The 7,086-nt window shown below is 66.4% G+C and carries 8 protein-coding genes; 2 read left to right on the top strand and 6 right to left on the bottom strand.

Translation table 11 applies throughout. From position 1 onward, the window contains the following. Nucleotides 1-467 (top strand): hypothetical protein (locus WC493_RS20860; RefSeq protein WP_373068152.1); only part of this gene is annotated, 467 nt, incomplete at its 5' end. Nucleotides 468-493: 26 nt separating this feature from the next. On the opposite strand, the gene WC493_RS20855 is transcribed toward WC493_RS20860, so the two are convergent. After that, nucleotides 494-1,621: an acyl-CoA dehydrogenase family protein gene (locus tag WC493_RS20855; protein WP_373068150.1), complete on the bottom strand. Its 1,128-nt coding sequence runs from the start codon at nucleotides 1,619-1,621 to the stop codon at nucleotides 494-496. Between the two features lie 17 nt (nucleotides 1,622-1,638). Then, nucleotides 1,639-2,832, bottom strand: a complete 1,194-nt coding sequence (locus tag WC493_RS20850; RefSeq protein ID WP_373068148.1) for an acyl-CoA dehydrogenase family protein — start codon at nucleotides 2,830-2,832, stop codon at nucleotides 1,639-1,641. A 184-nt stretch (nucleotides 2,833-3,016) separates the two neighbouring features. On the opposite strand from WC493_RS20850, the gene WC493_RS20845 reads away from it, so the two are divergent. After that, on the top strand, nucleotides 3,017-3,235 hold the full coding sequence (locus tag WC493_RS20845) for a DUF1289 domain-containing protein (protein WP_373068146.1): 219 nt from the start codon (nucleotides 3,017-3,019) through the stop codon (nucleotides 3,233-3,235). Here the strand turns inward: WC493_RS20845 and cobA are convergent. From cobA to phnC, 4 genes are all read right to left on the bottom strand, one after another. Continuing rightward, on the bottom strand, nucleotides 3,223-4,038 hold the full coding sequence (gene cobA / locus WC493_RS20840) for a uroporphyrinogen-III C-methyltransferase (RefSeq protein WP_373068144.1): 816 nt from the start codon (nucleotides 4,036-4,038) through the stop codon (nucleotides 3,223-3,225). The two genes, WC493_RS20845 and cobA, sit on opposite strands and share 13 nt — an antisense overlap. 89 nt (nucleotides 4,039-4,127) lie before the next feature. After that, nucleotides 4,128-4,958: a phosphonate ABC transporter, permease protein PhnE gene (gene phnE, locus WC493_RS20835; protein ID WP_373068142.1), complete on the bottom strand. Its 831-nt coding sequence runs from the start codon at nucleotides 4,956-4,958 to the stop codon at nucleotides 4,128-4,130. A 62-nt stretch (nucleotides 4,959-5,020) separates the two neighbouring features. Then, entirely contained in the window at nucleotides 5,021-6,022 is a 1,002-nt protein-coding gene (gene phnD / locus WC493_RS20830) for a phosphonate ABC transporter substrate-binding protein (protein ID WP_373068140.1), read from the bottom strand. Between the two features lie 37 nt (nucleotides 6,023-6,059). Beyond that, nucleotides 6,060-6,911 carry a phosphonate ABC transporter ATP-binding protein gene (gene phnC / locus WC493_RS20825; RefSeq protein ID WP_373068138.1) on the bottom strand — a complete coding sequence of 284 codons (852 nt, stop codon included), beginning with the start codon at nucleotides 6,909-6,911 and terminating at the stop codon, nucleotides 6,060-6,062. Between the last annotated feature and the right edge of the window lie 175 nt (nucleotides 6,912-7,086).

Raw genomic sequence — 7,086 nt, 5'->3', positions numbered from 1 at the left:
CCCTTATGCGGAGACTGGTTTACGCCTCGCTGCTCGCCCTCGCCGCCCAGTCGGCAGCCCCGCCAGCGTTTGTGCTGGCGCAGGGCATCGTCGCCGGGGAGGCGCCGGTCGAGGAGATCGCCCGCGACGATCCGCGGCGGAAGCCGATCCTCGACGCGCTGCGTCCGGCCGTGGAGGCCGAATTGCATCAGGCGGTGGTCTTCGTCGTCGATGGGATCCGCGTCCAGGGCGACTGGGCCTTCGCCACCCTGCATCCCCGCACCAAAGCGGGCGCGCCGATCGCTTTCGCCACCACGGGCCTGGCCGACATGGCGGAGGACCTGGACGGCGACGCCACTTTCGCCCTGTTCGAGCGGGTCGAGGGCCGCTGGTATACGATCGCTTACGTGATCGGGCCGACCGATGTCGCCTATGCCGACTGGCCGGCCCATTACGGGGCCCCTGCTGGCCTGTTCCGCCTGCCCTGAGGCAGGCGGCGGCAGAACCTATGGCATCACGCCGCGGCGTAACGCTTCAGGTGGTAGTCGGTGTTGCCGAACAGGGTTTCGATCATGGTCAGGCGCTTGAAGTAATGGCCGACGTTCAGCTCGTCGGTCATGCCCATGCCGCCGTGGAGCTGGACCGCCTGCTGGCCGACGAAGCGGGCCGACTTGCCGATCTGGACCTTGGCGGCCGAAACCGCCTTCCGCCGTTCGGCCGGGCTGGCGCCCAGCTTCAGGTTGGCCATCAGGGCCATGGACTTCGCCTGCTCATAGGCCATGTACATGTCCACCAGGCGGTGCTGGATGACCTGGAAGCGGCCGATCGGCTGGCCGAACTGCACGCGCGTGCGGGCATATTCCAGCGTCGTCTTGTGCAGCTTCTCCATGGCGCCCACGGCTTCGGCGCAGACCGCCGCCGTGGCCTCGTCGACCACTTGTTCGAGCAGGGCGAAGCCGCCGCCCAGGGGGCCGACCACGTCCTCCGGCCCGACCGTGACATTGTTCAGCACGAGTTCCGAAGCGCGGAGCCCGTCGACCGTCGGATAGTCCTGGCGCGAGACGCCCGCCGCCTCGGCATCGACCAGGAACAGGGTGATCCCATCGGTATCACGCTGGCCGCCCGCGGTGCGCGCGCTGACAATGAACTTGCCGGCCATCGGCCCGTGCAGGACGACGGATTTCCGGCCGTTCAGCACGAAACCTTCGCCCGAAGCCTCGGCCTTGGTCGAGACGTCGGCCAGGTTGAAGCGCGAGGTCGGCTCGGCGTAGCCGACGGCGACGATCAGGCTGCCGGCCATCAGCTCGGGCAGCAGCGAGGCCCGCTGGTCGGCCGTACCGCCCGCCTTCAGCAAGCCGCCGGCGAGCACCACGGTGGACAGATAGGGTTCCACCACCAGGCCCTTGCCGAAGGCTTCCATGATGATCATGGTTTCGATCGGCGAACCGCCCAACCCGCCGTCCTCTTCCGAGAAGGGCACGGCGAGCCAGCCGAGCTCGCCGAACTGCTGCCACAGGTCGCGCCGGAAGCCCTCTTCCGATTTCACGATGGCCCGGCGGGTGTCGAAGTCGTAGTCGTCCTGGATGAAGCGCTCGACGCTGTCGATCAGCAGCTTCTGCTCGTCACTGTAATTGAAGTCCATGGTCTCTCTCCCCGCCCTCAGAGCCCCAGCACCATCTTGGCGATGATGTTCTTCTGAATTTCGTTCGACCCGCCGTAGATCGAGGTCTTGCGCATGTTGAAATAGCTCGGCGCCGCGAAGGCGGTGGCCGCCGGGCCGATCAGCGGCTCGTTGGCGCCGTCCATGGCGCGGCGGTTGAAGGCGAAGCCGTAATAGCCCGCCGCCTCGACCGCGAGTTCGGTGATCGCCTGCTGGATCTCGGTGCCCTTGATCTTGAGGATCGAGGATTCCGGCCCCGGGCCCTTGCCCTGGCTCTCCCGGGCGAGGGTGCGCAGCTCGGTATATTCGAGCGCGGTCAGGTCGATCTCGAGTTCGGCCAGCTTGCGGCGGTAGTCCGGATCCTCGATCAGCGGCGCGCCGTTCGACATCTCGGCCGCGGCGATCTGCTTCAGCTTGGCGATGCCGCGCTTGGAGCGCGCCACGGCGGCGATGCCCGAACGCTCATGGCCGAGCAGGAACTTGGCATAGGTCCAGCCCATGCCTTCCTGGCCGATCAGGTTTTCCGCCGGCACTTCGACATTGTCGAAGAAGCACTCGTTCACTTCGTGGCCGCCGTCCATGGTGATGATCGGGCGGACGGTGACGCCGGGCGACTTCATGTCGAACAGCAGGAAGGAAATGCCCTCCTGCTGCTTCACCGAACTGTCGGTGCGCACCAGGCAGAAGATCCAGTCGGCCCATTGGGCCATGGTGGTCCAGGTCTTGGAACCATTGACGATATATTTGTCGCCCTGCCTGACCGCCTTGGTCTTCAGCGAGGCGAGGTCGGAGCCCGAACCCGGCTCCGAATAGCCCTGACACCACCAGACGTCGGACGACAGAATGCCCGGCAGGAAGCGCTTCTTCTGCTCTTCCGAGCCGAAGGTGTAGATCACCGGGGCGACCATGGCCAGGCCGAAGGGAATGATCCCCGGCGTGTTGGCAGCGCCCAGCTCTTCCTGGAAGATGTACTTCTGCGTCGCGGTCCAGCCGGTGCCGCCATATTCCTTCGGCCAACCCGGGGCGACCCAGCCCTTTTGATAAAGGATCTTCTGCCAGCGGACGAAATCGTCCTTGCGCGGCTCCAGCCCCGCATCGAAACGGGCCTTGATGTCGGCCGGATAATTCGCGGCGATGAATTCGCGGACCTCGCGCTGAAACGCGAGATCTGCCGCACTGAAGGACAGGTCCATGACTACTCCTCACCCATTCGCCGTTGTCATGCCGGCTTCGGTCGTCCGGCATGATAGCGGGGCAGACGGGGCGATCAAGGCGGCATGGCTTGACGTCGCGTCACGGGGCTGAAAGCGGGGCCGATCACGCGATCGGCGCTTCGGAATCGGCAGGTTCGGCACGATCTGCTAGGACTTGCCGATCATGTCGCGCAAATCCCCCCTTCCCGCCGACGGGCCGCCGTCGCCCTGCATCAAGGTCTGCCAGGTCGACCCGGTGCGGCGGCGCTGCACCGGCTGCCTGCGCACGCTCGACGAGATCGGCGCCTGGAGCCTCATGAGTGCGGAGGAGAAACAGGCGGTGCTGGATGCGCTGCCGGCCCGCCGGGCCGAGGGCGCCCGCCGCCGCGGTCAGGCGCGCTGAGCCAGGGGCTGTTCGGCCTGGGTCACGAAGCGTCCCACCCAGTCGAGTTCGGCGCGCAGCCGCACCACTTCGCCGATGACAATCATGGCCGGCGCCCGCACCGCCTCAGTGGCGATGGTCGCCGCAGCCGTGGCCAGCGTCGCCTCGACCACACGCTGGCTCGGCAGGCTGGCGTCGGTGATCACGGCGACGGGCTCGGCCGGGCTGCGCCCGCCCGCGATCAGCCGTTCGGCGATCCCGGCCATGTGATGCACGCCCATATAGATCACCAGCACGGGGGCGCCGCGCGCGATCGCACCCCAATCCAGGTCGTCCGGCGGCGCGCCGTCGGCGCCATGCCCGGTCAGGAAGGTGACGGCGGCATTGATGCCGCGATGGGTCGCCGGCACGCCGCCATAGGCGAGCCCGCCGATCCCGGCGGTGACGCCGGGCAGCACGCGGAAGGGAATCCCGGCGCGGGACAGGGCCAGCGCCTCTTCCCCGCCCCGGCCGAACATGAAGGGGTCGCCGCCCTTGAGGCGCAGCACCCGCTTGCCTGCGCGGGCCAGGGAAATCAGCTTGGCCGTGATGTCGTCCTGGCGGCATGACGGCCGCCCGCCCCGTTTGCCGGCATAGTCGAGCAGCGCGCCGGGGCGCACGAAGCGCAGCACGTCGCCGCCCACCAGGGCGTCATGGACGACGACATCCGCCTGCTGAAGCGCCGAATGCACGCCGAGGGTCAGCAGCGACGGGTCGCCGGGTCCGGCACCCGCCAGCCAGACCCAGCCGGGCTGGAACACGGGCAGGAAATCGAAATCGGCCAAAGTTGAATCTCCAGCGCCGCGCCCGGCCGCCACAGATTCAACATCGGCTTTCGGTTAGAGCAATTCAATACAAATAAATTAGGTGTAATTTAGCTCACGAGCTTGCGGAGCTGGGCGGAGAGCATGTCGAGCAGCGAGACGGCGATGATGATGATCACCATGATCCCGGCCGCGGTGGGATAATTGAAGGCGCGCAGTTCCTCGTAGAGTGCCATGCCGATGCCGCCTGCCCCGACGATGCCGAGCACGGCGGCGGAGCGCACGTTCGACTCGAAGCGATAGAGCGAATAGGAAACCCAGAGCGGCAGGACCTGCGGGATCACGCCGAAGACGATTTCGTCGAGCGTGGTGGCCCCGGTCGCCCGGATACCCTCGACCGGCCGGTCGTCGATCGCCTCGACCGCTTCGGAGAACAGCTTGGCCAGGATGCCGGTGGTATGGACGAAGAGCGCCAGGGCGCCGGCGAAAGGCCCGAGGCCGACAGCGACGACGAAGAGCAGTGCGAAGACCATCTCGTTGATGGCGCGGAGCGCATCCATCACCCGCCGGGTCGGCTGGACGATCCACCAGGGCGCCACATTGTGCGAGCACATGAGGCCGAAAGGCACGGCGAAGACGACGGCCAGGAAAGTGCCCCAGATCGCGATCTGCACCGTCTCCCACATGGCCGCTGCGTAATAGCCCCATTCGGCATGCTCGATGAAATAGAGCGGCCGGTCGGGCCAGAAGTCGGAGGCGATGGTGGCGATATTCTCGCGGTTGGTCCAAAGCTTGCCGAAATCGATCCCCGCCCCGTGATAGGACAGGACGAGCAGCGCCAGGAAGGCGAGCCAGCCGGCGGCATTGTAGAGCCGCTTGCGTCCTTCGATCTGCGCCCTTTGGGCGAGGTCGAGCTGACCCGTGGTGCTGGGCATGGTCATGGCGGCGCTGCTCCCCAAAAAGAATGGGGGCGCCGGGCGGAAACCCGGCGCCCCCTTCTGCCTCAGTTGGTCTTCGACTTGGCTTCGAGTTCCTTGAGCTTGGCGTCGATCTCGGCGATCTGCTTGGCCTTGTCGTCGGCGGACAGGCTGGCGTCGGCTTCGATCTTGCTCTTCTTCTTGAAGAGTTCGAGCTGGCGGATCGGGGTCAGCTGGTCGTCGTTCGAGGCCTTGAAGCCCTGCCACTGCAGCGCGGCCAGGATCTTCTTCTCGGCCGCGACCTGTTCGGCGGTGAAGCCGGCGCGTTCCTTGCCGTAGCCCAGGAAGAAGGCGTTCAGCTTGGCCTTGTCGGCGTCGGGCAGGTCCTTGCGCCAGACGATCGGATCGGACGGGATGATCGGCGAGGTCCAGATGATCTTGATCTTGGCGAGCGCGTCCGGCTTGGTGACCTTCAGGCGGTCGAGGTTTTCGCTGTTGTTGGTGGCGACGTCGACCTGCTTGTTGGCGACGGCCAGCGCATTCGCCTCGTGGCCGGCGTTCAGGACCTGCTTGAAGTAGGTCTTGGGGTCGATGTGGTTCAGGGCGAAGACGTAATAGCCCGGCACCAGGAAGCCCGAGGTCGAATTCGGATCGCCGTTACCGAAAATCAGGTCCTTGCCGCCATGCTTGAGCAGGTCGTCGAGGCTGTTCAGCGGGCTGTCCGACGGCACGATCAGATGGGCGTAGTAGCCGGCCGAGCCGTCGACCGCGACGGTCTGCACGAAGATCTGGCCGTTGGCGCGATCGACCGCTTCCATGGCCGACTTGTTGCCGTACCAGGCAATGTCGACCTGCTTGAAGCGCATCGCCTCGATGATGCCGGCATAGTCGGAGGCGAAGAAGGGCTTCACCTCATAGCCGGTCTGCTTGTTCATGTCGGCCAGGAACGGATCCCAGATGGTCTTCAGGTTGGTCGAGGACTCGGTCGAGATGATGCCGAAGTTCAGCGTCTCGGCCGCATCGGCCTTGGGCATCAGCCCGAAAGCCGCGCCCACCATGGCGAGGGCGGCGATGGTCTTCTTGAACATGACCCGTGTTCCTTGTGTGGCTGGGTGGTGAAAGGATTCAGGACAGGCCGGTGGCCAGTTTGGCCTCGAGTCCGGTCGCGTCTTCGAGGCTGGCCGAGCCCCAGAGCGCCGCGGCCGCTTCCGTGTCGCCGGCATAGAGTTCGGCCAGGAGCTGGGGCGTCAGCGCGGCCGAAGGGCCGTCATAGACGATGGCGCCGGCGCGCAAGGCGACCGTGCGCTGACAATATTTCACCGCATAGTCGACCTGATGCAGGGTGACGACGACGGTGATGCCGTCCTCGCGATTGATCCGCTGCAGGATTTCCATGACGTTGCGGGACGAAGCGGGATCGAGCGAGGCGATCGGCTCGTCGGCCATCACCAGGGGCGCCTGCTGGACCAGGGCGCGCGCGATCGCCACGCGCTGCTGCTGCCCGCCGGAGAGATTGCCGGCCCGTTCATAGGCCCAATCCTGCACGCCGACGCGGGCGAGCGCTGCCATGGCGGCCGCGCGCTCTTCGGCGGGAAAGAATTTGATCATCTTGCGCCACTGCGGCGTCCGGCCGAGCGCGCCGGCGAGCGTGTTCATCAGCACGCTCATGCGGTTGACCAGGCCGAACTGCTGGAAGATGAAGCCGATCTCACCCCGGATCGCACGGATGTCTGCGGCGATCCGGCCCTGGTTCTGGACCACGCGGCCACCCACCGTGATGGTGCCCGAGGGAGTCGACTTCCGGTCGCCCGCGACCAGGCCACCGATATGGCGCATCAGGGTAGACTTGCCGGAACCGGAGGCGCCGATCAGGGCGACCATCTCGCCCCGGCCAACGGTCAGATCGACGGCGTCCAACGCCCGGCGGCCGCCGGCGAAGGTCTTGCTGAGCTGACGGACCTCGATCGCTGCAACCATCCAATGCCCCACACGTCACACGGGGCGGGAATAGCAAGCGCTGATGACCGGCCGTTTGCGGTTTGATGAAGCTTCGGTGTCAGGTGCCGCGCCGAAGCCTCGTCTCCCGGTGCAGGATGTAGAGCCCGCTGCCGATCACGAGCGCGGCGCCGGCGAAAGTGCCGGCCACCGGCAC

It is taken from the genome of Zavarzinia sp. (genome assembly GCF_041650655.1).
In the GTDB taxonomy this organism is placed as follows: Bacteria; Pseudomonadota; Alphaproteobacteria; order Zavarziniales; family Zavarziniaceae; genus Zavarzinia.
Note: the sequence above shows the minus strand (reverse complement) of the source record. Positions and strands in the feature narration are given on the sequence as shown.